Origin of the sequence: Bradyrhizobium brasilense, from assembly GCF_029714345.1 — a bacterium.
GTDB classification, from domain to species: Bacteria; Pseudomonadota; Alphaproteobacteria; order Rhizobiales; family Xanthobacteraceae; genus Bradyrhizobium; species Bradyrhizobium australafricanum.
This window is the reverse complement of record NZ_CP121669.1, coordinates 6,761,146-6,787,869: the sequence shown is the minus strand read 5'-3', so window position 1 is coordinate 6,787,869 and position 26,724 is coordinate 6,761,146. Positions and strand designations below refer to the sequence as shown.

Annotated in this window: 21 protein-coding genes; 17 read left to right on the top strand and 4 right to left on the bottom strand. The window is 61.6% G+C overall.

Annotation, left to right across the window (positions count from 1 at the left end; all coding sequences use genetic code 11):
- The first annotated feature begins 208 nt into the window (after nucleotides 1-208).
- The 6 genes from groES to QA635_RS31635 all read left to right on the top strand — a co-directional run bounded on the left by groES (nucleotide 209) and on the right by QA635_RS31635 (nucleotide 5,413).
- The gene (gene groES, locus QA635_RS31660; RefSeq protein ID WP_194456115.1) at nucleotides 209-523 is read left to right on the top strand and encodes a co-chaperone GroES; all 315 of its coding nucleotides are present in this window, start codon (nucleotides 209-211) and stop codon (nucleotides 521-523) included.
- A 57-nt stretch (nucleotides 524-580) separates the two neighbouring features.
- Nucleotides 581-2,203, top strand: coding sequence for a chaperonin GroEL (groL, locus tag QA635_RS31655; RefSeq protein ID WP_283063571.1), 1,623 nt, complete (start codon nucleotides 581-583; stop codon nucleotides 2,201-2,203).
- Between the two features lie 197 nt (nucleotides 2,204-2,400).
- A complete protein-coding gene (locus QA635_RS31650; RefSeq protein WP_283063570.1) occupies nucleotides 2,401-2,733 on the top strand; it encodes a hypothetical protein in 333 nt (110 codons plus the stop codon).
- Between the two features lie 531 nt (nucleotides 2,734-3,264).
- Nucleotides 3,265-3,720, top strand: a complete 456-nt coding sequence (locus tag QA635_RS31645; RefSeq protein WP_283063569.1) for an Hsp20 family protein — start codon at nucleotides 3,265-3,267, stop codon at nucleotides 3,718-3,720.
- Nucleotides 3,721-3,859: 139 nt separating this feature from the next.
- Nucleotides 3,860-4,195, top strand: a complete 336-nt coding sequence (locus QA635_RS31640) for a hypothetical protein (protein WP_283063568.1) — start codon at nucleotides 3,860-3,862, stop codon at nucleotides 4,193-4,195.
- Nucleotides 4,196-4,315: 120 nt separating this feature from the next.
- A complete protein-coding gene (locus QA635_RS31635; RefSeq protein WP_283063567.1) occupies nucleotides 4,316-5,413 on the top strand; it encodes a trypsin-like peptidase domain-containing protein in 1,098 nt (365 codons plus the stop codon).
- Between the two features lie 88 nt (nucleotides 5,414-5,501).
- Here QA635_RS31635 and greA read toward each other — a convergent pair whose 3' ends face one another.
- On the bottom strand, nucleotides 5,502-5,984 hold the full coding sequence (greA, locus tag QA635_RS31630) for a transcription elongation factor GreA (protein ID WP_283063566.1): 483 nt from the start codon (nucleotides 5,982-5,984) through the stop codon (nucleotides 5,502-5,504).
- 319 nt (nucleotides 5,985-6,303) lie between these two features.
- On the opposite strand from greA, the gene QA635_RS31625 reads away from it, so the two are divergent.
- Nucleotides 6,304-6,702 carry a response regulator gene (locus QA635_RS31625; RefSeq protein WP_283063565.1) on the top strand — a complete coding sequence of 133 codons (399 nt, stop codon included), beginning with the start codon at nucleotides 6,304-6,306 and terminating at the stop codon, nucleotides 6,700-6,702.
- Nucleotides 6,703-6,840: 138 nt separating this feature from the next.
- Here the strand turns inward: QA635_RS31625 and QA635_RS31620 are convergent, their stop codons facing one another.
- The 3 genes from QA635_RS31620 to QA635_RS31610 all read right to left on the bottom strand — a co-directional run bounded on the left by QA635_RS31620 (nucleotide 6,841) and on the right by QA635_RS31610 (nucleotide 9,853).
- Nucleotides 6,841-7,338 (bottom strand): Hsp20/alpha crystallin family protein, encoded by a 498-nt coding sequence (locus QA635_RS31620; protein ID WP_283063563.1) that lies wholly within the window; start codon nucleotides 7,336-7,338, stop codon nucleotides 6,841-6,843.
- A gap of 81 nt (nucleotides 7,339-7,419) precedes the next feature.
- Nucleotides 7,420-7,878, bottom strand: a complete 459-nt coding sequence (locus QA635_RS31615; RefSeq protein ID WP_283063561.1) for an Hsp20 family protein — start codon at nucleotides 7,876-7,878, stop codon at nucleotides 7,420-7,422.
- A 1,723-nt stretch (nucleotides 7,879-9,601) separates the two neighbouring features.
- Nucleotides 9,602-9,853: a hypothetical protein gene (locus QA635_RS31610; protein WP_283063559.1), complete on the bottom strand. Its 252-nt coding sequence runs from the start codon at nucleotides 9,851-9,853 to the stop codon at nucleotides 9,602-9,604.
- A gap of 886 nt (nucleotides 9,854-10,739) precedes the next feature.
- Between QA635_RS31610 and QA635_RS31605 the strand changes: the two genes are divergently transcribed.
- The 10 genes from QA635_RS31605 to QA635_RS31565 all read left to right on the top strand — a co-directional run bounded on the left by QA635_RS31605 (nucleotide 10,740) and on the right by QA635_RS31565 (nucleotide 26,180).
- Nucleotides 10,740-11,060: a DUF736 domain-containing protein gene (locus QA635_RS31605; RefSeq protein ID WP_283063558.1), complete on the top strand. Its 321-nt coding sequence runs from the start codon at nucleotides 10,740-10,742 to the stop codon at nucleotides 11,058-11,060.
- 766 nt (nucleotides 11,061-11,826) lie between these two features.
- Complete coding sequence (locus QA635_RS41590) at nucleotides 11,827-12,369, top strand: hypothetical protein (protein WP_341850397.1); 543 nt, start codon at nucleotides 11,827-11,829, stop codon at nucleotides 12,367-12,369.
- A complete protein-coding gene (locus tag QA635_RS31600) occupies nucleotides 12,348-13,361 on the top strand; it encodes a Fic family protein (protein ID WP_341850396.1) in 1,014 nt (337 codons plus the stop codon). The genes QA635_RS41590 and QA635_RS31600 overlap by 22 nt, the downstream gene beginning before the upstream one ends.
- 317 nt (nucleotides 13,362-13,678) lie before the next feature.
- Nucleotides 13,679-14,872, top strand: a complete 1,194-nt coding sequence (locus QA635_RS31595; RefSeq protein ID WP_283063557.1) for a DUF932 domain-containing protein — start codon at nucleotides 13,679-13,681, stop codon at nucleotides 14,870-14,872.
- A 416-nt stretch (nucleotides 14,873-15,288) separates the two neighbouring features.
- Entirely contained in the window at nucleotides 15,289-17,415 is a 2,127-nt protein-coding gene (locus QA635_RS31590; protein ID WP_283063556.1) for a ParB/RepB/Spo0J family partition protein, read from the top strand.
- Between the two features lie 581 nt (nucleotides 17,416-17,996).
- Nucleotides 17,997-22,325 carry a strawberry notch-like NTP hydrolase domain-containing protein gene (locus QA635_RS31585; RefSeq protein ID WP_283071934.1) on the top strand — a complete coding sequence of 1,443 codons (4,329 nt, stop codon included), beginning with the start codon at nucleotides 17,997-17,999 and terminating at the stop codon, nucleotides 22,323-22,325.
- On the top strand, nucleotides 22,325-23,425 hold the full coding sequence (locus QA635_RS31580) for a DUF7146 domain-containing protein (protein WP_283063555.1): 1,101 nt from the start codon (nucleotides 22,325-22,327) through the stop codon (nucleotides 23,423-23,425). Before QA635_RS31585 ends, QA635_RS31580 begins: the two co-directional genes overlap by 1 nt.
- 337 nt (nucleotides 23,426-23,762) lie before the next feature.
- The gene (locus tag QA635_RS31575) at nucleotides 23,763-24,686 is read left to right on the top strand and encodes a DUF2493 domain-containing protein (protein WP_283063554.1); all 924 of its coding nucleotides are present in this window, start codon (nucleotides 23,763-23,765) and stop codon (nucleotides 24,684-24,686) included.
- A 141-nt stretch (nucleotides 24,687-24,827) separates the two neighbouring features.
- Nucleotides 24,828-25,259: a hypothetical protein gene (locus QA635_RS31570; RefSeq protein ID WP_283063553.1), complete on the top strand. Its 432-nt coding sequence runs from the start codon at nucleotides 24,828-24,830 to the stop codon at nucleotides 25,257-25,259.
- 600 nt (nucleotides 25,260-25,859) lie between these two features.
- Nucleotides 25,860-26,180, top strand: a complete 321-nt coding sequence (locus QA635_RS31565; protein WP_018454792.1) for a DUF736 domain-containing protein — start codon at nucleotides 25,860-25,862, stop codon at nucleotides 26,178-26,180.
- The last annotated feature ends 544 nt before the right edge of the window (nucleotides 26,181-26,724 follow it).

The following is a 26,724-nucleotide window of genomic DNA, read 5'->3' as shown; positions in this document are numbered from 1 at the left end:
CAATTCTCAAGGTGCGCTGAGCGTTTCCGGACGCAGGAGAATGCTCTCCGGTTACGAGCCGCGAGCAATATCGACGATCCGGCTTTCGCCGCAAAAATTTTCTTCCAACCTCTTGAAAGTAGAACCCTCGCTCCTAGGTGGATTTTTGCCCGGGGGCCGTTATGGACCCGGTTTTGGACATCGCTGAACCTACCCAAGGAGGATGTGCATGCATTTCCGTCCCTTGCACGATCGCGTGCTCGTGCGACGTCTCGACGCCGAAGAGAAAACCGCCGGCGGCATCATCATTCCAGACACAGCGAAGGAGAAGCCGCAGCAAGGCGAGATCGTCGCCACTGGCCCCGGTGCACGCAACGAACAAGGCCAGCTCATTCAACTCGACGTCAAGCCCGGTGACCACGTCCTGTTCGGAAAGTGGTCCGGTACAGAGGTCAAGATCGACGGCGAGGAATTCCTGATCATGAAGGAGAGCGACCTTCTGGGTGTCATCGACAAGGCAGGCGCCGTCAAGAAGGCAGCGTAGGGCGCTGACAGTCATAAGAGGAAAGCTGACAGTCATAAGAGGAAAGGAGAGATCAAAATGGCTGCCAAGGACGTGAAGTTCGCAACCGAGGCCCGAGAGCGCATGCTGCGGGGCGTCGACACTCTGGCAAACGCGGTGAAGGTCACACTCGGTCCGAAGGGGCGTAACGTCGTGATCGAGAAATCGTTCGGTGCGCCGCGCATCACCAAAGATGGCGTAACCGTCGCCAAAGAGATCGAACTGGAAGACAAGTTCGAGAACATGGGCGCGCAGATGGTGCGCGAGGTCGCCTCAAAGACGAGCGATGCAGCCGGCGACGGGACCACGACGGCGACCGTGCTCGCTCAGGCCATCTTCAAGGAGGGCAGCAAATCCGTCGCCGCCGGCATGAACCCGATGGACCTGAAGCGGGGGATTGACCTCGCTGTCGAGGCCATCGTGACCGATCTGAAATCCCACGCCAAGAAAATCACCGCCAATGACGAGATCGCCCAGGTCGGCACAATCTCCGCCAATGGTGATACCGAGATCGGCCGCTTCCTGGCCGACGCCATGAACAAGGTCGGTAATGAAGGCGTGATCACCGTCGAGGAGGCCAAGAGCCTGCACACCGAGCTCGAAGTGGTCGAGGGCATGCAGTTCGACCGCGGCTACATCTCGCCCTACTTCGTCACGAACCCCGAGAAGATGCGCGTCGAACTCGAGGATCCCTACGTTCTGATTCACGAGAAGAAGCTGTCCGGCTTGCAGACCATGCTGCCGCTGTTGGAGCAGGTCGTCCAGTCCGGTAAGCCGCTCCTGATCATCGCGGAGGACATCGAAGGTGAAGCGCTTGCGACATTGGTCGTCAATAGACTGCGCGGCGGACTGAAGGTCGCGGCCGTCAAGGCACCTGGCTTCGGCGATCGTCGCAAGGCCATGCTGGAGGACATCGCGATCCTGACCGGCGGCAATGTCATCAGCGAGGACCTCGGCATCAAGCTGGAAAACGTCACAGTGAAGATGCTCGGGCGCGCCAAGAAGGTCGTCATTGACAAGGACAACACCACCATTGTTGAGGGCTCGGGCGCCAAGAAGGATATCGAGGCGCGCGCCCAGCAAATCAGGCTCCAGATCGAGGAGACGACCTCCGACTATGATCGCGAAAAGCTGCAAGAGCGCCTCGCCAAGCTTGCCGGAGGCGTCGCAGTGATCCGTGTGGGTGGTGCGACGGAGGTCGAAGTCAAGGAACGCAAAGACCGTGTCGACGACGCGATGCATGCTACTCGGGCGGCGGTGGAGGAGGGGATTCTCCCCGGAGGCGGGGTTGCCCTCCTGCGTGCCCTCGAAGCGCTCAACGGCATCAAGACCGCGAACGCCGACCAGAAGGCCGGCATCGACATCGTTCGTCGCGCCATCCGGATGCCGGCTCGGCAGATCGTGCAGAACGCCGGCGAAGACGGCTCACTGGTTGTCGGCAAGCTTCTGGAGCACCAGAGTTACAATTGGGGCTTCAACGCGGCAACTGGCGAGTACGAGGATCTGGTGAAAGCCGGTGTGATCGATCCCGCCAAGGTCGTGCGCACCGCCTTGCAGGACGCTGCGTCGGTGGCCTCGCTGCTGATCACCACCGAGGCACTCGTGGCCGAAAAGCCGAAGAAGGCTGAATCCGCTCCGGCAGCTCCCGCCATGGACTTCTGAACGAGAGAGCCCGGCCGATCAAGGCCGGGTTCCACCGATGAGAGGAGAGAAGACCGCTTCCAAAGATGGAGTGTCCCATGAACAAGTCTAATCGTCGTCGGCTCAGGATGAGGCAGGACACGATCCATTGGTTCATGTTCTCCCTGAGTTTTGTCACCATTGCCTGGATCTGTTTTCGAACGATGGGAGGAGTATAGATGCTGAGTTATCACCATACGTTCTCCGACCGGACGGAGACCAACCGCAATCTGCGGCGAGGCCTGCTTGCTTTAGTAGTCGCCGGCGCAATGTCTCTGGCGGCCTTCGGTGCTTACGGCGTGGAAAGCCCGCGGGGAGCCGAGTCCACACAGGGTACCTTCACTGGACTGCCACTGCCGCCAATCCCGTATCTCGACACGATGCCGTGGCTGAAATGGCAGCCCGCGGCGGCAACGATGAAGATCGACATCTTGCTGCCGCCGACCTCCGCGCCGACAGGTATTTGGCCGCAGCCGACGCCCCATCCCGCCGGACTGTTGGCAGCAAGCTGAACGTCAGTGAGCGGCCCGCGAAGGCCGCTCGCTACCTTATGCAAGGTCGTCAAGAGCAAGCGACAATCATGTTTGAAGCGAATTCGGCGAGGCATTCCGTGCGCGGGAGCTCCGATGCAGCCTCAAGCACAGCAGTCGAGCTTGGCGGCCGCGACTTCCTTATCCGAGGCTGTCAGAAGGTGATCGGTCACTACGAGCGCCTGCTCTCAACTGCGAGGAGCGAGCAAGGCGGCAGCTCTATCAAGCCCGGATTGAGCGAGAGCAGCGAGTGATGGATGTCCTACGCCAGGGTGCTTACCCGGATCGCTTGGCCGCGTAGTCGCTGACCCGCCAGGCGAGGTTCGGTCAGAAAAAAGCGCACGGCCTCTTGAATTCACGAGTGTCAGTTCTAGTTCGTTTCTCGACCGCGACTGCGGTGTGTCGAGCGCCAGGCAGGGGTCGGCACGAGGCGCTGGACCGGGGTGTTCGACGATAATCGAACTCCCATCCTGCCTTGCTTCGTATCCATATTGCTCTTTGGAGGACTTGGCTATGAGGACACTTGATTATACGCCACTGTGGCGCACCAGCGTCGGCTTCGATCACTTGGTTGGCCTCATCGACGGCATGTCGCGCCGGCCGAATGAGGACAGCTATCCGCCATACAATATCGAGCGGTCCGGTGAGGATCACTATCGAATCACGCTGGCGGTGGCAGGCTTCGGTGCCAACGATATCTCCGTGACGGCCGAACAGAATGCTCTCACGATCGAAGGCAAGAAGTCCGACGGGGCTGCGCGCCGGTATCTCTACCAAGGTATTCCGGCGCGACCGTTCCGGAAAGTCTTTAGTCTGGCCGAGTACGTCCAGGTCAAGCAGGCATCCTTCCGGGACGGTCTCTTGACCATTGATCTCGTTCGAGAGATTCCGGAGGCGATGAAGCCGCGCAAGATCCAGATCGGTGCAACGGCTGCTTCGTCGCAAATTGAGCGGAAGAAGGCAGCTTAGGTAGCTTCGATCCGTGGACCGGCGATGTCATCGGACGTTCCTGACCGATCTCATCTCAACGTGGGTGGCGACATCGACTACGCCGCCACCTAAATCACGAGCACCATCCCTTGGAAAGGAGTGAATAGGGAGGCGAGCCATGACTAACGTAAAAATCGACGGCGGTGGTCTGCACCCATTCTTCCACCCTGCCGCTCACTACGTTTCTCCGGCGGAAGTCCTGAATGACAAGGAGCTCTCGACGCCTGAGAAGCGGATCATCCTGTCCTCGTGGGCGTCGGATATGTACGCCGTGGAATCCTGTCCCGGCATGCGGGAGGTCCCCGGAATGGGCCACGCTGTGAAGTTGGCCGACATACTGGCCGCGTTGCGGCAACTCGACAGAGACGACGATGATGATCCGCCCGGTGGCGGTGGCGTCCCCATGCGGCTGCGGCGGCCCTGGGCCGCCGCACAGCGGAGGTCTCTGCGATGATCACGGGCGCTGTCCTAGGCATCGTGCTGCTCGGCCATGCCGCGGCGTTGTGGGCAATTCCGATCGTAGCATTGCAACGGGCGATTCTCCCGCTGCCTGGTGATTCCAAGGACAATTGAAATGTTAGGACGTCGAACAATATTGGCATGGCTTCTGGTTGTTGTGCTCTGCGTGTCTCATCCGGCAGTAGCTCAAGTGCCAGACCTGAAGACGGGTGGTCCTGTGCCAACATTGGCGCCGGTAGTTCGACAGGTGACACCCGCGGTTGTTAATATTTCCGTGCACGGCCGTGTCCGTGAGGACAATCCACTTTACCGCGATCCGTTCTTTCGTGAGTTTTTCGACATTCCCAAGCAGGTCGAGAAGGAAATCAATTCGACCGGTTCGGGAGTCATCGTCGATGCCAGGCGCGGCTATGTGTTGACCAACAATCATGTTGTCGAAGGCGCCTCGGTCGTTCGGATTACGACCAAGGACGGCCGGCAGTTAACTGCGAAGGTAATCGGGCGCGACCCGCCGACTGACGTTGCAGTGCTGCAGATCCAAGACCCTGCCGGCCTTCAGGCGCTTCCTTTCGGCGACAGTGATGCGCTTGAGGTCGGGGATTTCGTGCTCGCGATCGGCAATCCCTTTGGTCTCGGCCAGACTGTCACGTCCGGCCTGGTCAGTGCGCTGGGTCGCACTGGCTTGAGCAAGGAAGGCTTTGAGGACTTCATCCAGACCGACGCTGCGATCAATCCGGGAAATTCCGGGGGCGCATTGGTAAATCTTCACGGCGAATTGGTCGGCATCAACTCTGCGATCATTTCGCCGGGCGGAGGGAATGTCGGGATCGGTTTTGCAATTCCCGCGAATATGGCCCGGATCGTTATGGAGCAGATTGTAGATAAGGGACACGTTGAGCGAGGCCGCATTGGCGTTTCACTGCGCGAACTCCAACCGTCGACCAAACAAGGGCGCAACGAGGGCGCGGTGATCGCAGAGGTCGCGGCAGACTCTCCGGCTGCAAGGGCCGGCTTGCGGAAGGACGATATTGTTGTCATGGCAGACGACCGTCGGATCCGCACCGCGTCGCAACTTCGTAACAAGATCGGCCTGGCGCGTGTCGGTCAAGATGTGAAGCTCACCATCGTGCGGGGTGGTCAAACCAGTTCCGCCGTTGTGAAAGTTGCTCCGCCCGTCCAGGCAAGCAGCACATCCACTCGTCTGCTGCACTGATGGAACGGGGTCAAGACAACGGCTTCGCACAGGCGGGTACTTGCCGGTCAATGCAAGATCATTTGCTATAAAGACTATTCTTCTGCTCTTAGGGAAGCCACCTAACTTGCTCAATCTTGTAACTCTTCTCGCCTCCTGGAGTCTCTAGGGCTACGACTGCGCCTTGGGACCTGCCTATCAACGCCCGTGCGAGCGGGGAACTGAACGAGATCTTGCCTTTTGCCGGGTCGGCTTCCGGCTCGCCAACGATTTGGCAAATTCGCTCCTCGCCCGTGTCCTGGTCCGTCAGCGTGACCGTCGGGCCGAATTTGATGGTCTCGCCGGAGAGCTTTGACACATCAATGATTTCTGCACGTGCAAGCTTGCTTTCTAACTCGGCTATGCGAGCTTCGTTGAGCCTTTGCTCGCCCAACGCAGCCTGATATTCCGAATTCTCAATAAGGTTGGGCTCGTCGGCAATCGCTTGCTGAATGCGCTCGGCAAGATGAGGCCGCTTGATTCTAGTGCGGTCGGCCAGTTCGTCGTTAAGGGCGGCATGACCGGCCGCAGTCATGGGGAGGGTTGGCATCAATTCGGACCGCCTTGTGAGAGCACCGCCCAGAGCCGAGAGCGGCCGCGGTCGCCTGCCGGGCCTACCTATCTCGGTACTATGGGCTGGCAACTATGCTGGCCTTTACCTGTTCCAAGGAGCGCCCGGTCCAAGGAGCCCGGCAAGGGAACGGAACTTGGGTTGTCGCAGGTCTACGGTTGCCGTGCGAATACTCTTGCCCCGATCGACCAGTGCAGTTGTATGAGGCGAAGATCGCCAATTGGGCACTCCTTGCATGGGCGCACGGGAGTACGTCCTTGCTGTGGACGACGACGCGAGCGTGCTCGAAACGACACGGAACATGCTTGACGATCTCGGATACCGCCCGATCGCAGCTGACAATCTGGATGCCGCGCTGTCGACCCTTTCTCATCAAGCGATCGATGTGGCGATTATTGATCTGGCGATGCCCGGCGTTTCTGGACTCAACGTCGGACTTGAGCTTCAACGGCAGCAGCCGGGCTTGCCGATCGTGTGCTGCAGCGGCTATCCAGACCTCATCGAAAACACTAGCAAACACATGAACGGCAGTCTGCTCCTCAGCAAGCCGTGTTTCTCCCAGTCCGCGCGGACTCAATCAATACCGGTCCGCACCATAGCGCGCGCCAGCTCGAGCTCGCTGATAGCCTGGCGCAGCGAGCGGCGGGCCGCGCTCTTATCTCCATTCGCACAGGCGACTTTCAGTTCCTCGATGTGTTGAGCCGCGATCTTTGCATGCGCAACAACATCCGCAGCGCCTGCAAAACTGGATTTCCGCTTTGTGTCCATGGTCGGGCACACCCCCGGCCGCTCTTATTGGAAGCAGGACGGGAGCGGAGACCGCTCCCATCGATTTGTGTCATTTCGAGTTGATCGCAATACGCTTCACCTTGGATTCTGCTTGCGGCAGCTTTGGCATGGTGACAGTCAGAACTCCGTTCTTGAACGCAGCAGAGATCTTGTCCTGGTCCACGTCTTCGATCGGGATGCGCCGTTCAAATCTGCCGTAGTACCGCTCGCTGAACCGGCGATCCTTGTCTTCCGTCTCAGTCTTCTTCTCTCCCTTGATCGAGAGCACACCATTGGCGAGTTCGATCTGGACGTCTTTCTCGTCGAGACCTGGCAACTCCGCCGTGACTTTCACGTCCTTGTCACTGTCGTTGACCTCGATGCTCGGCCAATTCATCGACTGCTCGAGAAAGCGGCCGCCAAATGGCGCGACATCGAAGCCGCGGAAGACATCATCGAATAGCCGGTTCATCTCCCGGTGCAGGGTTAGAACCGGATTGTAGTTTTCGGAGCGACGGGTGGTCAGATCACCACCGCGGCCCCAGGGGATCAGATCAGTGATAGCCATAGAGCTTCTCCTTTTCTTTTGTTCCAAAGCTTCGCGACGCGGCGAAGCCACGCCGCAAAAATCAATTCCGAGCAGGCGGTGTTATGCCGCCTGCTTGTTCTCACCTTGCTGGTGATCATCACGTGTGCCGATCGCAATCTGGCGCGGCTTCATCGCCTCGGGAACCTCCCGAACCAGATCGATCTTGAGCATGCCATTCTCGAACAAGGCGCCCTTCACTTGCACGTACTCGGCCAGACTGAAGGTCCGTCGGAACGGGCGCGAAGAGATGCCTTGATAGAGATATTGATGGCTGCCCTTTTCGGCCTTGCGACCCTCGACGGTCAGCGTGCTCTGCTCGGCCGTGATGGAGACCTCGTCAGGCGTGAAGCCGGCAAGAGCCAGCGAGATTTGGTAGTGGTCCTCACCGACACGTTCGATGTCGTAGGGCGGGTAATTGTCCCCGCCGGTCCATCGGCCGGAGTTGTCCTCGAGAAGGTCGAACAGACGATCGAACCCGATCGACGATCGCCACAAGGGGGCAAGATCAAGCGTGGTCATAGCCATATTCTCCTTTGAGCAACATGGATAAGAGCGTCCCGGACACTGCCGGGTGCTTGCTGACCGGGCCCTGTACCAGGCGCCCAATCGTGCCGTGCAATTGCTGCGCGGCTACCCATGAAATTAGAAGCGTGTCGTATCGTTTCAAGGGCTTCCAGACACTGGCGAAAATTGCAATGCCCTACCCATGTCTTTGTTGGGCCCGGCTGAGACGAATGTGGAAGGGGTTCCTATCTCCTGTTGCGCCTCGGCCCGCCCCCTGAAGCTTACCTGAGGTGAGAGCGACCATAGTCCAAGCAGCCCTTGACGACGTGATTGATACAGCGGTTCTGGAATCATTTCCTGCGAGTGATCCGCCGTGCTTCGCCGCGCTCGGCGTCACCATCGGATCTCCTGGCCGGTTTGGTAGTTCGCGCGCGCAGCTCCTGGAGATGAACCTCCCACCTTCGGTCGCGGCTGAGCGGAAGACCGCGACAAATTGCCTTGGTGTCGGACAGTCACGAGAGCCGCGCATCGTGAGCTCTCGGAACGAAGGCTCCTGCCGGGGGGCATAGCGCTGCGCCGGCGTAGCCATGTCGGTCGAGCCGGCAGAAATCTAAGAGTAATAGGCGATCATCAACCGGTTCTGTCATCGCGCCGTTGACGGCAACTTAAAAGGCTAGCGATCACCGATGCCGGAAAGGCGACAATCAATAATGCGCCAAGCATGATGCCGACGTTAGGCGCAACATCGAGAGCATCGTGCGCGCCGATCGCTAATGCTGCTGCTGCGCCCACGGTATTCAATACTTAAGACGCATCGGACGTCCAATCCGTTCGCCATCACAACGCATAGCAACTGTGAGTGGTTGGCCTATGAGCGCTCGCTTTTGGGGTTCTAAAGTTCTCCACGGATCATGCCGATAATCTCCACAGCGTTTCGCCGGGCCCGATCTCGGCAGACCCGCGGCGAATGGAAAGTCGCGCGGGCGGCTTGGGGGACCACCCGCGCTAGTCTGGGTGGAAGCTTGGCCATCTCTGGGGGGCGCGATACATGAGGGCCAAGCCATCCTCTTCCGAGCAACTCGCGTGCCAGATAAGCGCGCAGCCTCGTCACGGGCCAAGCACAAGCTCATGAAGCGCGGCTCTGGGTCGAAGCCATGAAAAACGTGCGGGCGGCGGGAGATCCGCCCGCACGAGTTGCGCTACGAAGCGGCTTGGGCCTCAGGAGGTCGTGATTGAGCAACCAAGCCGTGCATCACTCAGCAACCGGCGTGCCAGACTGTGAAGAAACGACGAGAGGCCAAGAAAGCTGCGCCTTTTCACGCCGCGGAAGCCAACCACTCGGGTGGCGTCCGAACATGAATGTCGGTAACCTGACGCGGTCGTACGAGATCGGAGAGGCAGTACCCAATGTCGAGATCGCGAGGTGATTGGATCAATCCTATCGTGCACAACGATCGACGCATCGGGTTCATTGCATCTGCTCCCCTTCGATCGGGAAATTGAGCATTGCGGCCGTTGTGCCGCGATTGATCAGGGCTCTTCGTGGCTTCTGTCGGGCGGCCACGCCAAAACGCGCGAGTTAAATGGCTGAATTCTTCGTCCTCGTCGTCTTCCTTGAAGATCGGCGACCGTCACAGTTCATCTTGGTGCGGCTGAACCTGCGGACGTGGAGGTTTACCCGGACACGGCCTCGCGTCAGTGTCGCTTGCGACCGACCGGGTGTGCTGTTGGCTGCGGATTAATCAGTCTCCTTGTCTGGTGCGTTGCCGCCGGCCGCACCCTTCGCGCCCTTGGTCGACTTCCTGCAAACTTTCCCGCCCGCGGTCCTGAGCTTGGGCGAGGAATCGTCGTCGTCGCTCATGCCACTCTGTGCGCCATCTTGCATGCCTTTGCGTGCCCTGGCGTCGGTGGCGAGGCTTTGCGCAATGACGGAGTATGCGAGGAAAGCCGAAAGGCCGCATGCGATTACAGAGGTCTTCGCTAATTTCATCCACGTCTCCTGAATCGAATTGCTTGCGAGGGAGCGATTGTGGCTTAATGCCGCTGCGCTTCGCATCGCGTTGAGGGTATGAACGCTCGCGACATTCACGATGACGCCCACACCAGCTCTGTCATTTGGTTTGTGGTACGTCCCGGTCCGATGCTTCGCGTCTCCAAGATTACTGACAGTTTCCAGGCTACGCCCTGACGCGGCGTGAGGTTCAAGCGATTTGTGCAGTTTCGAGGATCAGTCCGCCATTCTTGCTCGCGGAAGTCCGCCTGTTCGAGCCGGCTAGACCTGGCGCAACCGCCTCCACCATTCTCACGGCCGCTACACGCGGGGATGATCCTCGTCACTTTCCTCGTCGAATAGGTTCGCCTGGTTCGTTGAATGCGGGGGCAAGGTGACGAGAGCGAGAAGTAACACGGCCCTCTTCGGTACGCTTCGACCAGGCTGCAGCAATCTCGGCCTGGCCCACTCGTCGCGGTGGCGGATTGTGCGCTCTCGATCGTTCGTTCACGGACGATACCGCCCTTTGCGGCAGATTGTTTCTCTTTCTTCGCGGAATCGTTCCAATATCTTGTGCAGCTGAACCGAGATTGGCCAGTCTTCTCCTTGAGATTGCGCTTCAGCACGCGGACGCACGTGGCCTCTTTGATGGCTTGATCTGGCCGAAGACCGGCTTCGCCTCGATCGTCTGAGCCGCAACGCCGTTGATGCGACTTTCTTCCCCTGGGCTTCGCCCATTCCTCGCGAGACAAGAAAGTCGCCTCAACGGCGTCCTCCGCTGTGCTCCGGCCCTTGGAACGCGGGTGCGTCGCCGATCGTCCTCGGCCTTCAGATCGCCATCGAGGCCGCGGTGGTCGCGGGCTCGAAACACAACAGGAGAAGTGACATGGCTAACATCGGTTCTTTCAAGAAGCTGGGCAACGATTTTCAGGGCGAGATTGTCACCCTGAGCCTGCAAGCCAAGGGCGTCCGCATCGTCGCCGAGACCAACCGCTCCAACGACAACGCTCCGAGCCACCGCATCTATGTGGGCCGGGCCGAGATCGGCGCAGCCTGGTCGAAGCGTACCGAAGAGGGCCGCGATTACCTCTCGCTCAAGCTCGACGATCCCTCGTTCAACGCACCGATCTACGCGAACCTGTTCGACGACGAAGGCGGCGAGGGCTATACGCTGCTGTGGTCGCGCCCGCGCAAGAACGGCGAGTGAGCCTCGATGCTTCAGAGCCCCGCCCGATCTATCGGGCGGGGTTCTTTCTTTCTGCGCGAGCCAGCGAGAATATCTCGCTGTTGGATGGGTTGCACGGATCGATCTGGGCCGGCTCCTCCGGCGCCGGCCCAGCGCAGGTTTTGCGCGCGTTTTAGCGGCCTCAAACACCGGTGCGTTCGTCGCCGCCTATGCGCGCATAAGCGCGGCCTTCTGCGAGGCGGAGCGAGTCGGCGAAGGCGGGCCTGGGCTTTAGGCAAGAACCTTCTCGTCCTCGAATTGCAAAAGCGCAAACAGCCGGCCGCTCGCGCTCGACTGTGAGAAGATGAGCGAGCTTTATTGAATGACCTTGCGAGCTTCTCGCTCTGTTCCTGGAAAGTTGCCTGGTCCCGGCCTGCGCGAGGAATTCGTATCGTTTCCGCCGTTGTCCGATCGGACGCGGCCCCAAGAGAAAAGAGGCGCGTGTTGGCCTTCACCTCTCAGTCTGTTTCTCTCCCGGGCCGACGATGGTGCCGTTCGGGTTCCCGTTCAGCAAGGACGGCTGGAACCGATAGGGAAGATCGGGAACTGTGCGGCTTGGGCCCAATGTGCCGGAATCCAGCCCATTGAGCGGTTGAACGGGAGCCCTCCGCTTGCCGCTACGCGGACGATGCTCCCGGCGCCGCGTATTGGTGCAATGGGTTGTGAATGTTTTTCACATTGATTTTGGCCCGAAGGCGAGCTGGCGAGTGGAATTCACGAGTGAGAATGTTTGTCACGGATTGAGCCAATGCGAGTAATGTTTTCAGGTCCCGTGAGCGTTTTTCGTGATCGGAGGCTGCCAGAGGCCGCGACTCCCGCCGGCTACGCAGCGCTGATTGATGCCTACCAGCTGCCCGTCCCGGTCCCACACGTGCTTTCCGCCGTCGGAACGAAGCACCGCATCCTTGAGCAAGCAGGATGGCGCATCTACACGCCGCGTCATGCGCCTGCGCCGACCCTTGAGGGACATCTGACTTTCGCGCTCAAGAACGAAGGAATAGACCTCGCCATCCTGAAGCGGCTTTTCCTTGCCGTGCGGGAGGACGAGATTGCGGAGCTTGTGAAGCGGACGCCGACCGGGCTCTACACGCGTCGCATCTGGTTTCTCTATGAATGGCTGTTGGGACGCATGCTCAATCTGCCCACGGCGGACAAGGTCTCCTATGTCGATGCCGTCGATACCGAACCCAGTTTGCGACCTCCGGGCAGAATTCGATACGGCATCGCGTCCGCAACAATCTGCCAGGGACGTCGGACTTCTGCCCGCTCGTGTTCAAGACGAGAGCGCTGACGGAATTTGTTGCACAGGACCTCAAGGAGCGCGCCCGTGTCGTGGTCAGCCAGGTCCCGAAGGATCTGCTCGCGCGAACCGCGGCCTTCCTTCTCCTCGAGGACTCGAAGTCGAGCTATGTCATCGAGGGCGAGAGACCGCCGCAGGATCGCATCCAGCGCTGGGGCAAGGTCATCGGCGAAGCAGGACGGGCGCCGCTCGATGAGGCGGAGTTGCTGCGCCTGCAGCGGATCGTCATTGGCGATGAGCGCTTCGTAAGACTCGGTTTCCGTAGCGAAGGCGGCTTCGTCGGCGAGCATGACCGCGAGACCCAAGGGCCTGTTCCGGACCATATCAGCGCGCGTCAGGAAGATATCGCCTGCCTCGTGCGCGGATTGATCGCGTTCGATCAGGCGGCGGAAAATGAGCTTGATCCCGTCGTTGCCGCCGCCGTGCTGGCTTTCGGGTTCGTCTACATCCACCCGTTCGAGGATGGTAATGGCCGCATTCACCGTTACCTGATGCACCATGTTCTGGCACGGCGCGGATTCAATCCTGCCGGGATCCATTTTCCTGTTTCAGCAGCCATTCTCGACAACATCGGCGAATACAAGGACGTGCTAGAAAGCTATTCGCGTAGATTGCTTCCATGCATCGAATGGCAAACGACCCCACAGGGCAACATCGAGGTCTTGAACGATACAGCTGACTTCTATCGCTTCTTCGATGCAACGCCGCACGCGGAATTTCTCTACGCATGCGTGCAGAGGACCATCGAACAGGATCTTCCGAGGCAAGCCCGGTTCTTGCGGAGCTTCGATACATTCCGCTCGGGCGTCGAAAACATGATCGACATGCCACAGCGGACCCTCAACAGCCTGCTTGGATTCTGGCAACAGAATGAAGGGCGACTGTCAAAGCGCGCCCGTGACAACGAATTCTCCCGGTTGACGCCAGACGAAGTCACGAAGATCGAGGAGCTTTATCGAGCCGCCTTCTACGATTCCGGTTAGATGTCTTGTCAAGCGTTGGCCGAGTTTATTGCCGTCTCCCTGCGGGACCGGGCTGTCGGCTGGCGCTGAAACCCCGGCTTGCGCCGGGTTTTCACCCTTCGGGCTTCCATCCCTGACGGAAGCTGCGGCGCGGCCGGAGGTCGTGGGTCCTGGGCGTGGGTCTTGGTCGTGGGCCTTGGTGGTGGACCTTGGTCGCGCGTGTTAAGCGTTGGCGGTGGCGACCGGCGAGACAGGAGAGGCAGAGGGGAGCGGCCTTGGCCATGACGGGTTGAGGGTCGGAGGAGAGTCTTCCGGCGCCCGTCATGGAGATTGCTCCCATGAATACGCAGATTGTTGATGCCAGCCGCAACCCCAGTTTCGGTTACAGAGTGGACGTGAGCCGCGACGAGCGCGTTGGTCGGGTGTCCTCGGAGTGGTTCTGTCGTCCGGCGGATGAGCGCTATCTGTCGCTCAACGAATTGGCCTGCACGGTGCGCGAGCGCGCGGACCGCAGCCGGACGCGCGTGGTCGAAAGCGCGCTCATCCATGTCGAGGCGAGCCGTACCGATCCTGAGCGCCTGGCCTTGCTGCTGCCCGGCTCGGACACGCCGGTCGCCCCGACCCACTGGAGCTTCGGCCAGCTTGCAAGCCAGGTTGGCGCTCCGGCCACCTACCTGCGGCAGCTCCCCGCGGCACTCGCAGCAATCAACCTGCAATATGGCCTGACCGCCAATCGCGTCGAGCAGATCAAAACGCTCGAGACCGAGGATAGTCGCATCGAGCTTCGCGCTGTCACCGGTCCTGACTATGGCCGGATCTATGACCACGAGCTGGTTGAGGCCGTACAACGCATCGCTGGCAATGGCACAGGCGATACACGGTGGAAGGTGCCTGGTGCGCTCGACTGGTCAAGTGGCATCTACAATCCCCGCGTCGACATTTCCAAGGACACGACGACCCTCTACGCATCGGACAGGGACGTTTTCCTGTTTCTGGTCGATGACCTGAATCCGATCGAAGCCGGTCGTCTCCGGGACGGCTCGCCCGACCTCTATTTCCGAGGCTTCTATTGCTGGAACTCGGAAGTTGGCGCGAAGACGCTCGGCATGGCCAGCTTCTATCTTCGTGCGGTTTGTCAAAATCGCAATCTGTGGGGCGTGGAAGATTTCGAGGAGATGACCATCCGCCATTCCAAATACGCGGCCTCGCGCTTTGCTCACGAGGCAGCCCCGGCACTGTTGAACTTCGCCAACTCTTCTCCCATGCCCTTCGTCAACGGCATCAAGGCCGCCCGCGAGCGGATCGTGGCACGCAGCGACGAGGATCGCACCGAGTTTCTGCGCCGCCGCGGCTTCTCCAAGGCCGAGACAGGCAAGGTGATTGAGGCGGTGCTGGCGGAGGAAAGCCGCCCGCCTGAAAGCATCTTCGATTTCGTGCAGGGCATCACCGCCGTCGCGCGCGACAGGCCGCATCAGGATGTCCGCCTGGACATGGAGGCCAAGGCCAAGAAGTTGCTCGACCGCGTGGCGTAGTTGCGCCCAGGCCGGGGATTCCGTTCTCCGGCTTGGCTACGCTTTTCCGGGTCACCAGTTCGGGGGGGGGCGCTGCCTCTCGGGAAGACGTTGATGTCCGTCGCGGGCCGACAATTCCGCGGCGGCTCGGAGACGGTAGCGTCGTCGACAAAACTGGCGGGGCCACCGAAAGATGAACGTCAAGTGCCGCGATACACGCTTACAATTTCGGCCCACGTGACCTCGACTTCGAAAACGAGAGGTGAACTGGATCGTATCCGAGCTCGGGCGCAACTCAGTTTTCCGATAGCGCGGCAGCCGCCAACAACCGCCATTGCGCCCGCAAGAAAGCGAGAGCGAGAGAGGGGCAGGCATGTTCGTGAACGGGTTGGAGGCCGAGAGAGAGGCTCCCGGCCGCCCGTTTCGGAGAAACTGACATGGCAAAGGCCGTTCGGAAGATCAAGCTGTCGCCCTCGCGCGACATTCCCTTCAGCAAGCTCATCTTGAGCCAGAACAATGTACGGCGCCTCAAGGCCGGCATCTCGATCGAGGATCTCGCCGAGGACATCGCCCGGCGCTCCCTGCTGCAAAGTCTCAACGTCCGGCCTGTCCTCGACGGCGAAGGCCAGGAAACCGGCATGTTCGAGGTGCCGGCCGGAGGTCGTCGCTATCGCGCGCTTGAGCTCCTGGTCAAGCAGAAGCGCCTGGCGAAGACCGCGCCGGTCCCTTGCATCGTCAGTGACATGGGTGACGAGATCACCGCGGAAGAGGACTCGCTCGCCGAGAACGTGCACCGCGTCGCGCTTCATCCCCTGGATCAGTTTCGCGCATTTCGGACCCTGCGCGAGCAAGGGCGGTCCGAGGAAGATGTCGCTGCCATCTTCTTTGTATCCGTCAACGTCGTGAAGCAGCGGCTGCGGCTTGCGGCGGTGTCCCCGAAGCTGCTCGAGGTTTACGCCGACGACGGCATGTCGCTCGAACAGTTGATGGCGTTCTCGGTTACCGCCGATCACGGCCGGCAGGAACAGGTCTGGGAGACCGTCAACAAGTCGGGTTATGACGAGCCGTATCAGATCAGGCGCCTCCTGACCGAGCGTGCGGTGCGGGCGTCCGAAAGGCGCGCCCGATTTGTCGGACTCGCCGCCTATGAAGCGGCCGGCGGCGGCGTGATGCGCGATCTCTTCGAAGAAGATGGCGGCGGCTGGCTCGAGAACGTTGCGTTGCTGGAGCGTCTCGTGGCCGAGAAGCTGCGGACGGAAGCTGAGGCGATCGCCGCCGAAGGCTGGAAGTGGATAGAGGTGACCGCCGCCAGCCTTCCCTATGGCCATGACCACGACCTCCGTCGGCTCGACGCAGACCCGGCGGCTCTCACCGCCGAGGAGCAGGCGCGCTTCGATGCCATCCAGGCGGAATACGACGCGCTTCAGACAAGATTTGAAGACGCTGACGAACTGCCCGGTGAGGTGGACGCGCGGCTCGGCGAACTCGAGCAGGCGCTCGAAGCGTTCAACGACCGGCCTGACATCTTCGAGCCGGACCAGATGGCCAGGGCCGGCGTCTTCGTCAGCATCGATTGCGAGGGGCGGCTTTCTGTCAATCGGGGTTATGTCCGACCGGAGGACGAGGTGCCTGCGGCCGGTGTCGAAGGTGAGCGAGGCACTGATGCAGCGGTGACCGAAGGGCAGGAGCCCGGTGCATCGGTCCAGCGCACGACGATTTCGCTTGCCGGTGCATCGACCGAGCCGGAGGAGAACGATGAGGACGTTGCAAGGCCGCTGCCGGATCGGCTCATCACCGAACTGACGGCGCATCGCACGTTGGCATTACGGGACGCGCTGGCAGAACATCCGGCAATCGCGTTCCAGGCGGTGCTGCACAACTTCGTGCTCACGGCCTTTTATCGGTACGGATCGTCCGGCACATGTCTGGAGATCGGACTTCGCACGCCGACCTTTCCCGCTCAAGCCCCCGGGCTCAGGGAAAGCGCATCTGCCAAGGCAGTTGAGGCCCGGCACGAGTCCTGGAAGGCCCGGCTGCCCAAGAGCGAGAACGATCTCTGGGATGCGCTCACGGCCCTTGACGGTGCCGCACAGGCATCCCTGTTCGCTCACTGTGCGTCATTTGCGGTCAACGCCGTCCAGGAACCGGCCAACCGTTACAATCAGGGCCGTGTCTGTGCTCATGGCGTCTGCTCTCGGCTCGACCAGGCCGATGTGCTGGCGCGCGCTGTCGGCCTCGACATGGTTCAGTCCGGCTGGAGACCGACCGTTGACAATTATCTCGGCCGCGTCACCAAGCCGCGTATCCTGGAGGCGGTGCGGGAGGCGCGAGGTGAATCGTCCGCGCAATTGATCGATCACCTGAAGAAGACCGAGATGGCCAGGGAGGCCGAGCGTCTTCTCGAGGGTTCGGGCTGGTTGCCGGAGCTGCTGCGCCTCGTCGATGTCACCGCCTCGCCAGTCGAACAGGAAGAGGAGGCTGGCTCGCTGCCCGAATTCCTTGCCAACGAAGGGCAGAAGGACGGTGGCGACGAGGCTGAACCACAGCTCGATGCCGCCGAATGACGCCTTATCGCGGGACGGCTCCGGCCGTCCCGCACGCCTTCCTTCGCACGTCTCATCCCGCGCCCGGCTTCATGCCGGGCTTTCGGCTTTCAGCGGAGGCACAAATGGCCAGCAGGCGATCGGCGAGCCGGAAATGAGCCCGCCGGAACGATTGCTGCTCTGTCGAATCTGGCACAGTTTGCAGCCGGCGAACCTCCGCCCACATGACGTTGATCTCGATCTCACGACGTCATCCTGGATTGTGCGGCGCTCGCCGACGCTGGAGCATGTATCGGCCGTTTCCTCCCTTGCTTGTTTGCGGATGCATGCCGACGGTTTGGCGGCGCGGTCGTTGTAATCTCGGCCGATCAGATCCTCGGCAAGTCCACGAACGATCTCCTCGAGGGGGTCACCGCTCAGGTCACGCGGTTGAGACCGGCAGGGCGCTCCACGTCGCCCGGCCGAATGTGGTGGCGCGGCGTGAAGGCGCGCGGCCGCCTCCTGAGAGGCAGAGAGCGGCCGGGACGGGTTTGAGCCGGCACGGTCCAGAGAGAGCGCCAGCCGGCTCGACCCATTCCCGCTCTCCGAAAGACATCCTTGCCATGACCGAATCTCTCACCGGCGGCGCCGCCGCCGCGCCGCTCTCGATGCGTGCCGCTGCAAATCTCACCTCTGCGGCGCTCCGCGCCGCACAGCAGCTCTTGACCGAGCTCGAAGGCGGTCGTCGCATCGATGCCGCCGTCCTGCGCAGCGCCATGGAGGCTGCCTTCGCCGGCCCGGACGCGGCCGGTGCCTGGAATTGGAAGACCGCCTATGACGCCTGCGAGGCGGCGACCGTTCTCTTCCTTCGCAAGTTCGGCCCGGCCATGCGCGCCAAGGCGGGTTCGACGGCCGCCATGCTGCCGATGCTCGCAAGGATCGCGAGCTGTCTGCCGACCCATACGCGGCGTTCCGAGGATAGCCAGGCACTTCAACAATTCTCGACGCCGATTCCGCTCGGCCTTGTTGCATCTGTGGCGGCGGGCGTTACGCCTGCCGATCGCGTTCTCGAGCCCTCGGCGGGGACAGGCTTGCTTGCTATCTTTGCCGAGCTTTCGGGCGGCACCTTGGTGTTGAACGAGTTGGCCGAGGCCCGCGCGACATTGCTCGATCAGCTGTTCACCAACCTTAAGGTCACCCGCTTCGACGCCGCCCAGATCGATGATCACCTTGAGGCGAGTGTCGCTCCGAGCGTCGTCTTGATGAACCCGCCGTTCTCGGCGCTGGCGAATGTCGAACGACCGATGCCGGACGCAGCTCTCCGGCACATCACCTCAGCCTTGGCACGCCTTTGCGGCGGCGGCCGTCTTGTCGCCATCGTTGGCAAGAGCCTTGCGCCGGATAATCCGGCATGGACGGAAGCCTTTGTTCGTCTCCAGGAGCGCGGGCGGGTTGCGTTTTCTGCCGCCATTGACGGCGCCGTCTACGCCAGGCACGGGACACAAACGGACACAAGGCTGCTTGTGATCGACAAGCTGCCTGCGGCTGATCCGAAAATCTTTCCCGCTTCACCGGGCATGGCGAGCGATGTCGCAACCTTATTTGACTGGGTGGTCCAGCATGTGCCTTCGAGGCTACCCGTCGTCACTACGCCGGTTGCGGTCGACGTTATGCGTTGTCGTCCAGCGAAGGCAAGATCGACCGTCGCCGCTGTACCGTGTCCATCATCCGCGTCGGGACGTGTGGCGCCAAGAGGCGTAGAGCTCAACTACGAGACAGTCGCATGGTCGCCGCCGGAAGGCGCCCGACTGACCGATGCGCTTTATGAGGAGTACGAATTGCAGTCGATCCGGATTTCCGGATCGCATCCACATCCGACCAAACTCGTGCAGTCCGCGGCGATGGCATCCGTCGCGCCACCGAAGCCGACCTACCGTCCGCATCTGCCGCCACGTGTGGTGACAGATGGACTTCTGTCGGATGCTCAGCTCGAGAGCGTCATTTATGCCGGCGGAGCACATTCCGAATTCCTGGCAGGCTCCTGGACGGTCGATCCGACCTTTGATGTTGTGGCTGCCGCGTGCGAGGACGCTCAGAATGCCATCCGCTTTCGCCGTGGCTGGTTCTTGGGCGATGGCACCGGCGCGGGCAAGGGACGGCAGGTCGCAGGGATCCTGCTCGACAATTGGCTCAAGGGCCGCCGCCGTGCGGTCTGGATCAGCAAATCCGACAAGCTGATCGAAGATGCCCAGCGCGACTGGTCGGCGCTCGGCATGGAGCGCCTGCTGGTGACGCCGCTGTCCCGGTTTCGCCAGGGGACGGCGATCCGGCTTTCGGAAGGCATCCTATTTACAACCTATGCCACGCTACGCACCGACGAGCGCGGCGAGAAGCTTTCGCGTGTCAGCCAGATCGTTGAATGGTTGGGCTCCGACTTCGACGGAGTGATCGTCTTCGACGAGAGCCACGCCATGCAGAATGCGGTCGGGGGCAAGGGCGAGCGCGGCGACCAGGCGGCCTCTCAGCAGGGGCGCGCGGGCCTGAGGCTCCAGCACGCCTTGCCGAATGCCCGGGTGGTCTATGTGTCGGCGACGGGCGCCACCACGGTGCACAACCTCGCTTATGCGCAACGCCTCGGGCTTTGGGGCGGCGCGGACTTCCCATTCGCCACGCGCGCCGAGTTCGTCGAGGCGATCGAGGAGGGTGGGGTGGCGGCCATGGAGGTCCTGGCTCGTGATCTAAAGGCACTCGGTCTCTACGCCGCCCGCTCGCTGTCCTATGAGGGCGTCGAGTACGAACTCGTCGAGCACCGGCTTACGTCCGAGCAGGTTCGCATCTACGACGCCTATGCTGACGCGTTCAGCATCATCCATAACAATCTCGACGCCGCGATGCGGGCCGCCAACATCACCGGCGAAACCGGAACGCTGAACGGACAGGCCAAATCGGCGGCGCGATCCGCCTTCGAAAGCGCCAAGCAGCGCTTCTTCGGGCATCTGTTGACCTCGATGAAGACGCCTTCGCTGATCCGATCGATCGAGCGTGATCTCGACGCTGGCCATGCCGCGGTGATTCAGATCGTCTCGACGGGCGAAGCACTGATGGAGCGTCGGCTGGCCGAGATTCCGACCGAAGACTGGGGCGACGTCCAGGTCGACATTACGCCTCGCGAGTATGTCCTCGACTATCTCGCTTATTCCTTCCCGGTGCAGCTCTACGAGCCCTTCACTGATTCGCAGGGTAATCTTTGCTCGCGGCCTGTCTATCGCGACGGCCAACCGGTCGAGAGCCGGGAGGCTGTCTTGCGCCGCGATCGCTTGATCGAAAAGCTCGCCTCGCTGCCGCCTGTTCCTGGGGCGTTGGACCAGGTCATCCAGCGTTTCGGCACCGACATGGTCGCCGAAGTGACCGGCCGTTCGCGCCGCATCGTTCGCAAGCATGACCGATTGGTGGTCGAGAGCCGAGCGGGCTCGGCGAACCTCGCGGAAACCTCGGCCTTCATGGATGACGTCAAGCGCATCCTCGTATTCTCCGACGCGGGCGGCACGGGAAGGAGCTACCATGCCGAAATCTCGGCCCAAAATCGCCGGTTGCGGGTCCATTACCTGCTCGAGCCCGGCTGGAAGGCCGATGCGGCGATCCAGGGGCTGGGCCGGACCAACCGGACCAATCAGGCGCAGCCGCCGCTGTTTCGTCCTATCGCGACAGATGTGAAGGCCGAAAAGCGCTTTCTCAGCACCATTGCGCGCCGGCTCGACACGCTGGGTGCGATCACACGCGGTCAGCGCCAGACTGGAGGGCAGGGCCTGTTCCGGCCGGAGGACAATCTCGAAAGCCGGTACGGGCGTGATGCCTTGCGTCAACTCTACACGTTGCTCGTTCGCGGCAAGGTCGACGGCTGCTCGCTCGAGAGGTTCGAGGATGCGACCGGCCTGCAGCTGACCGATGCCAATGGGCTGAGGGACGACCTGCCGCCGATCACGACCTTCCTCAATCGTTTGCTGGCGCTCACCATCGACTTACAGAACGTCCTGTTCACCGTCTTCGAACAGCTCTTGACGGCTCGGATCGAGGGCGCGGTTGCTTCCGGCACCTATGACATTGGGCTGGAAACGCTCCGCGCCGAGAGCTTTGTCGTCTCCGACCGGCGGACGATCTACACCCATTCCGGCACGGGGGCGCAGACCCGCCTGCTCACGCTGACCCAGCGCTGGCGCAATCATCCCTTAAGCCTTGATGACGCTCTGGCTCGGCTTTCCGATCATCGCGCGATTCCGTTGCTCAATGAACGCTCGGCCCGTGCGGCCGTGCAACTCCCGGCCCCAAGTTTCATGCTCGACGATGGCGAGATCGAGCGGCGCATCCGCCTGATACGGCCGATGGAGCAGCACAGCGTCTCCCTCAACATGATGGCGGAAAGCCATTGGGCCGAATCGGATCGCGAACGCTTTGTCGCCGCCTGGATGGCGGAGCTCGCCGAGCTACCCGAGTTCACTCAGAGTACGATCCACGTCGTGGCCGGCTTGCTGTTACCCATCTGGAAGCGGCTGCCGAACGAATCAAGCCGAGTTTATCGGCTTCAGACCGACGCGGGCGAACGCATCATCGGCCGCAAGGTCTCCGCCGCCTGGGTCGCGAACGTCCTTGCCGCGGATGCGCCTACATTGACGCCGGACGCTGCCTTTGCCGCGCTGATGGAGGGACGGATCGCCCTCGATCTTGCCGAAGACCTCCAGCTTCGCCGTGTCCGATTGATGGGCGCAACCCGCATCGAACTGTCGGGATTCAACGACACCATGCGCGATCGCCTGCGGGCCTATGGTCTGTTCGGGGAGATCATCTCCTGGAAGCTCCGCATGTTCGTGCCCACGGACGCAAGCGGCGTGGAGGTCCTGGCGAAGGTGCTCGACAGCTACCCGGTCGCGCGCGTCGGTGGAAGGGAGGCCGCGTGATGCCCCGCAACGCCTCCGAATTGGCACGCCGCCTCGCGCGCGAGGCCGAGGCGGTATGCCGGCACTATCTCTCCAATGGTAAGCGGGCCGGACGGTACTGGGTGGTTGGCGACGTCCGCAACACGCCGGGCCGTTCGTTGTTCGTACGGCTCCAGGAATCGCCGAAGGGGCCCGCCGGCAAATGGACCGATGCCGCAACCGGAGAACATGGTGACCTCCTCGACGTCATCCGCGGAAGTCTGGCCTTGCGAGACTTTCGCGAGGTGGCCGAGGAGGCGAGACGCTTTCTGAAGCTGCCTCGTTCCGAGCGGCGACCTACCCCGGAACGGGTGGGTCCAGCCGTGCTGGCCGGATCGCAGCAAGCCGCCCGTCGGCTTTTTGCCATGTCCAGCCCAATCGACGGGACTGTGGTCGAAGCTTATTTGCAGCGTCGCGGAATAGCCCGCATCCACCATGGCGGCAGCTTGCGCTTTCACCCGCGTTGCTACTATCGACCGGACGAGCATTTGCCGACCGAAACATGGCCAGCGATGATCGCCTGCGTCACGGACCTCGCTGGGCGGATCTTCGGTGTGCATCGCACCTGGCTCGATCCTGACGGATTTGATCGCGTCCGGCTCGGCAAGGCTCCTGTCGACACGCCACGACGGGCCATGGGCGACCTGCTCGGCAATGCCGTTCGCTTCGGCCTGGCGGACGACGTGCTCGCGGCCGGCGAGGGTATCGAGACCATGCTGTCGCTGCGTTACGTCCTGCCGACCTTGCCGATGACAGCGGCGCTGTCGGCCAATCACCTCTCGGCCATGTTGCTGCCGTCTGGGCTACGTCGGCTCTATATCGCCCGGGACGCCGATGCTGCCGGAGATGCCGTACAGGCTAACCTTACCCAGCGCGCGGAAGATGCCGGCGTCGAAGCGATCGCGTTGTCGCCTCGGCTGGGCGACTTCAATGAAGATCTGCACATCTTAGGCCCTGAAGCGCTCCGAGCAGCGTTGCGGCTTCAACTCGTACCAGAAGATGTCGTTCGCTTCTTGCATTCGCTCCCGCCGGCCGCGGAAAAAGCCGCTATCGTTCGATCGAGCGCGATGGATCGGTGGTAGATTGGGCCAATGCCGGAAGGGCACGCGACCACGGCCTTCTAGAGGGCGATCGGACGGCAAGCGGTTCGGGCCGGCAATGGCTGCGCCCGGCTATTTTCCGCCGCGCGCAGGCGATGAGAAGGCACGCCAGCGATTCGACCAGCGCGCTTTGCATCGCGAAGCAAAATAGCCGGCCTCCGCCATCCTCCGCTGCCGCTTCGGCCCTCCGCTTTCCGCCAAAGCCCAACCGGGCTTCGGCGGACAAGCGCTCCGGGTTCTGGCCCGTTCCGCCCGCCGTCTGAGTGATCGCCACGAAGGCCGCGATGGGCGCGGCCAATCCGGCAAAGGACCTCTTCCCATGACCGACCACGACGACATCGAACCGGCGCAGGCGGCGTCTCCAACCGACCACGTCCTGAGCGAATTGCAGCTCTTCGGCTATCGTCCCTTCGACGACCAGCCAGATCCAAGACCCCTTCCCGAGGCGAAAACGATCGCCGGTGCCATCGTCGATATGTTCGACGCCTTGGTTGCCACGCTGAGCGATACGCGGCTAGAGCCGGACCTCGACGAGCTCCTTTGGTCGACTGTGAACCTGTTCCATCGTGCCGTCGACCGCATTGAACGTCAGCTCGACGACAATGAACAAGCTCAGCACAAGAGCCAACGGGAGCAGAACGGGTCGGACGTGCGATCGGTCGAGCTTGAGCGCCTGACGGCCGAGGGCATCACGCTGATCGAGCGCCGAAATTGCTTGGAAATCTTTCGCGATCAGGCGATCGAACGATTTGAGGTCCACACCGGCTCGTCCTGGCGTCCTCGGGCGGGCTCGCTGGTCAACCACCGCACGCTCACCGCGGCGATGATCGACTCCCGCGACTTCATCGCCGCCAAGCGTCGTACCGAGACCGAGGTCATGTTGCCGCCGGGAGTGAAGATCGCACTCACCGGCGGGCTGGACTTCAACGACCACCGCCTCATCTGGGATCGCCTCGACAAGGTTCACGCCAAGCATCCCGACATGGTCCTGCTCCATGGCGGCTCGCCCAAAGGCGCCGAATTGATCGCCTCCAAATGGGCGACCACCCGCAAGGTGCCCCAGATCGCCTTCAAGCCCGACTGGACAAAGCATGCCAAGGCGGCTCCCTTCAAGCGCAATGACGCCATGCTCGAACTCCTGCCGATCGGCGTCATGCACTTTCCGGGTACAGGGATCCAGGACAACCTCGCCGACAAGGCGAGGCGTTTCGGCATCCCCGTTTGGAGATTCGGCGGCGCGTGAGCGCCGTCTTCTCGCCTCCAAGCCATCAAAGCGGAGTTGTACGCGCCGCAACTCCGCCTCGTTCAGACCTTATATCCGAAGTCGCGCCGTGGTGGTGGTGGAAGGCGCGACTTGCAAATCCATGCAATTGGAGCCGCCACCATGCCCGCCCTTGGGCTTGTTCTCAACGCACTCGGCATCGGTCTGTTCTGCTGGGCGTTTTTCGCGCTGGCAGTGTACGCCTTGCCGTTCTTCGTCGCACTCAATTTCGGGATGATAGCATACCATGGTGGCGCCGGCGTCATCGGCGCGCTGCTCGTCGCAATTGCCGCCGGTGCGCTGACATTTGCCGTCGGTGAGGCCACCTTCGCTGCTAGCCGATCCGTGGCCCTGCGCGTCGTGATCGCGACCATATTCGCCGTTCCAGCTGGCATCGCCGGCTACAATGTGGTGCTCGCGCTGTCGCAGATCGCAGTGCCGTCGCTGGCCTGGCGGGAGGCCTTCGCTTGCCTCGGCGCGCTTTGCGTAGGCGGCACGACGTGGACGCGCTTGACTGTGCTTGCTCGCGGAAGCCCGCCTGTTCGAGCCGGCTAGACTTGGCGCAAGCGCCTCAACCACGGCCGCCACACGCGAGGGACGATTCTTCGTCCCCTTCCTCGTCGAACAAGTTCGGGTAGATCGGTTCGTTGAATGCGGGGGCAAGATGACGAGAACGAGAAGCAAATCTGCCTCTTCGGTGCGCTTCGACCAGGCTGCAGCAATCTCGGCCTGGCCCACTCGTCGCGGTGGCTCATTGCGCGCTCTCGATCGTTCTTCCATGGACGATACCGCCCTTTGCAGCAGATTGTTTCTCTTTCTTCGCGGAATCGTTCCAATATCTTGTGCAGCTGAACCGAGATTGGCCAGTCTTCTCCTTGAGATTGCGCTTCAGCACGCGGACGCACGTGGCCTCTTTGATGGCTTGATCTGGCCGAAGACCGGCTTCGCCTCGATCGTCTGAGCCGCAACGCCGTTGATGCGACTTTCTTCCCCTGGGCTTCGCCCATTCCTCGCGAGACAAGAAAGTCGCCTCAACGGCGTCCTCCGCTGTGCTCCGGCCCTTGGAACGCGGGTGCGTCGCCGATCGTCCTCGGCCTTTAGATCGCCATCGAGGCCGCGGTGGTCGCGGGCTCGAAACACAACAGGAGAAGTGACATGGCTAACATCGGTTCTTTCAAGAAGGTAGGTAACGATTTCCAGGGCGAGATCGTCACCCTGAGCCTGCAAGCCAAGGGCGTCCGTATCGTCGCCGAGACCAACCGCTCCAACGACAACGCTCCGAGCCACCGCATCTATGTGGGCCGGGCCGAGATCGGCGCAGCCTGGTCGAAGCGCTCCGAAGAGGGCCGCGATTACCTCTCGCTCAAGCTCGACGATCCCTCGTTCAACGCACCGATCTACGCGAACCTGTTCGACGACGAAGGCGGCGAGGGCTACACGCTGCTGTGGTCGCGCCCGCGCAAGAATGGCGAGTGAGTTGAGCCGAGTGCTGCGCCCCGCCCATCCGGCGGGGCGCGTCGCGGCTGGCGAGAGGCGGCGTACGAACCCGCGCCGCTTCTCGAGCAGGTCTCCCGGTTCGATTCCATTCTTCAGCAAATTGTTCGAGCAGGCGACGCTTGCTGAGACATCGCCGCGGTTCGATGGCGCCGTCGTAACGGGCGCATAATCTCGCTCGCTCGGCCAGTTCCTACTATCATTTGTAGATCGTGGCGTTTCCCACGCAGGTTTACAGCGACATGCTGCCCTTACGTCGAAATCGCCATCAAGCGTCAGATTCGGCGCTTCATATGACCAGCCGTTAAACAAACGGCCAATATCGCCGGACTTCGATCACCAGTGGTGACAACGGTTGAGCGAACTGGCCGCCCTACGGCAATACTCGTCAGCTGATCGACAGGTAGGCCTGCCAAGGACGGAACGCTGCCACGTTAAGGGTCCTGCACTCGATACGCGGCCGCTGTGGGATTCGCGTGAAGCTGTACCAATTCGACCAGGAGTGGGCGCTACAGCGCACGTGGCA